This window comes from Bradyrhizobium sp., assembly GCF_016462955.1.
Taxonomy (GTDB): domain Bacteria; phylum Pseudomonadota; class Alphaproteobacteria; order Rhizobiales; family Xanthobacteraceae; genus Bradyrhizobium.
The window spans coordinates 1-1,552 of sequence record NZ_JAEMSD010000885.1; the positions used below are offsets into that span (position 1 = coordinate 1).

1 protein-coding gene is annotated in these 1,552 nt (G+C 67.7%); it reads left to right on the forward strand.

The genetic code is table 11. The features are described 5' to 3' along the window. Positions 1-155 precede the first annotated feature (155 nt). Positions 156-1,552 (forward strand): caspase domain-containing protein (locus JHD07_RS39535; protein WP_291632052.1); only part of this gene is annotated, 1,397 nt, incomplete at its 3' end.

Consider the following 1,552-nt stretch of genomic DNA (forward strand, 5'->3'; position numbering starts at 1 on the left):
GCATGGTTTCGAGCTGACTTGAGGCTGACAGGAACCACCTCCTGTGGCGTGGCCACGTCACTGCCTCAATCCGAGCCTTTCGTTCAACCACCGTTCAGCCGGCTGCGCGCCTGATGCGCCGTGGCACATCAACAACAACAGCGGGCGAGAAAGCCATGCATGGGACGCTCCGGGTCGTCATTTGCCTTCTCCTGCCGTTCCTCACCCTTGCCGCCGTCGCGCCAGAACCGGCGCGCGCGCAAGCGCAGGAAAAGCGCCTTGCGCTCGTGGTCGGTAACGGCGCCTATGCCAAATCGCCGCTGGCGACGACTGCGAACGATGCCGGCCTGATCGCGCAGACGCTGCAGGCGGCGGGCTTCGACGTGGTCGGTGCCCGCGATCTCGACGGCGACACGCTGCGCAAGAGCTTGCGCGACTTCATCCAGAAGGCCCAGGCTTCTGGACCGGGCACCGTCGCGATGATCTATCTTGCCGGCTATGGCCTGCAGCTGGCCGGCGAGAACTATTTCGTCCCTGTCGATTCCAACATCGCTCGCGACACCGACATTCCGACCGAGGCGCTGCGCATCAGCGACTATGTCCGCCAGCTCGCGTCGATTCCGCTCAAGGCCAGCATCGTCGTGCTCGACGCGGCCCGTGCGCAGCCCTTCATCGAGGGCGGACAGCCGATCGCGAGTGGCCTCGCGCTGGTCGAGCCCGAGGCCAACATGCTGATCGCCTTCAACGCAGCGCCCGGCACGGTTGCGCCGGAGGAGGCGGGGCCTTACGGCATCTACGCCCAATCGCTGGCCGAGATGATCCGCACCGGCGGACTGCCGCTGCAAGAGGTGTTCGACCGCGTCCGTCTCCGCGTCAACGAAACCAGCAAGGGCGCACAGGTGCCCTGGAACGAGCAGAAGATCTCGGCGCCGTTCTCCTTTTTCGAGCGCGGGCCCGATGCGCCGCCGCCGCAAGCCGCGCCCGACCAGGTCGCCGCGATCCGCAACAAGCCGATCCGCGATCTCGGCGTGCAGGATGCCTATGCCGCCGCGCTCGAGCGCGACACGCTCGCGGCCTATGAGGAATTCCTCGCGGCCTTTCCGAATGATCCGCTCGCAAAGCGCGTGAGGGCGATCGCGGCGGCACGCCGGGAAGCGATAACCTGGCGGCGGACTTATCGCGCCGATACGCCGGACGCCTACTGGTCGTACCTGCGCCGCTATCCGCGCGGGCCGCATGCAGGCGATGCCCGGCGCAGGCTCGCGATCCTGACCGCACCGCTCGAGCCGCCGCCGAGCTTCGCCATGATCGACTACGACGTGCCGCCGCCGCCGCCAGAGGAGGTGGTCTATGTCGATCTCCCGGTGCTGTATTTCAGCGATCCCGATTTCGGCTTCGTGCCGCCCCCGCCGCCGCCGGTCTACTATCTGCCGCCGCCGCCGCCGGAGTTCGTCGTGCTGCCGCCGCCGCTGCCGGTGGTCGGGCTGTTCGTGCTGCCGCAGCCGGTGTTCGTGCCGATCCCGGTGTTCGTCAGGCCGCCGGTCTATGTCGCGCCGCCGCCGAACAACATCAT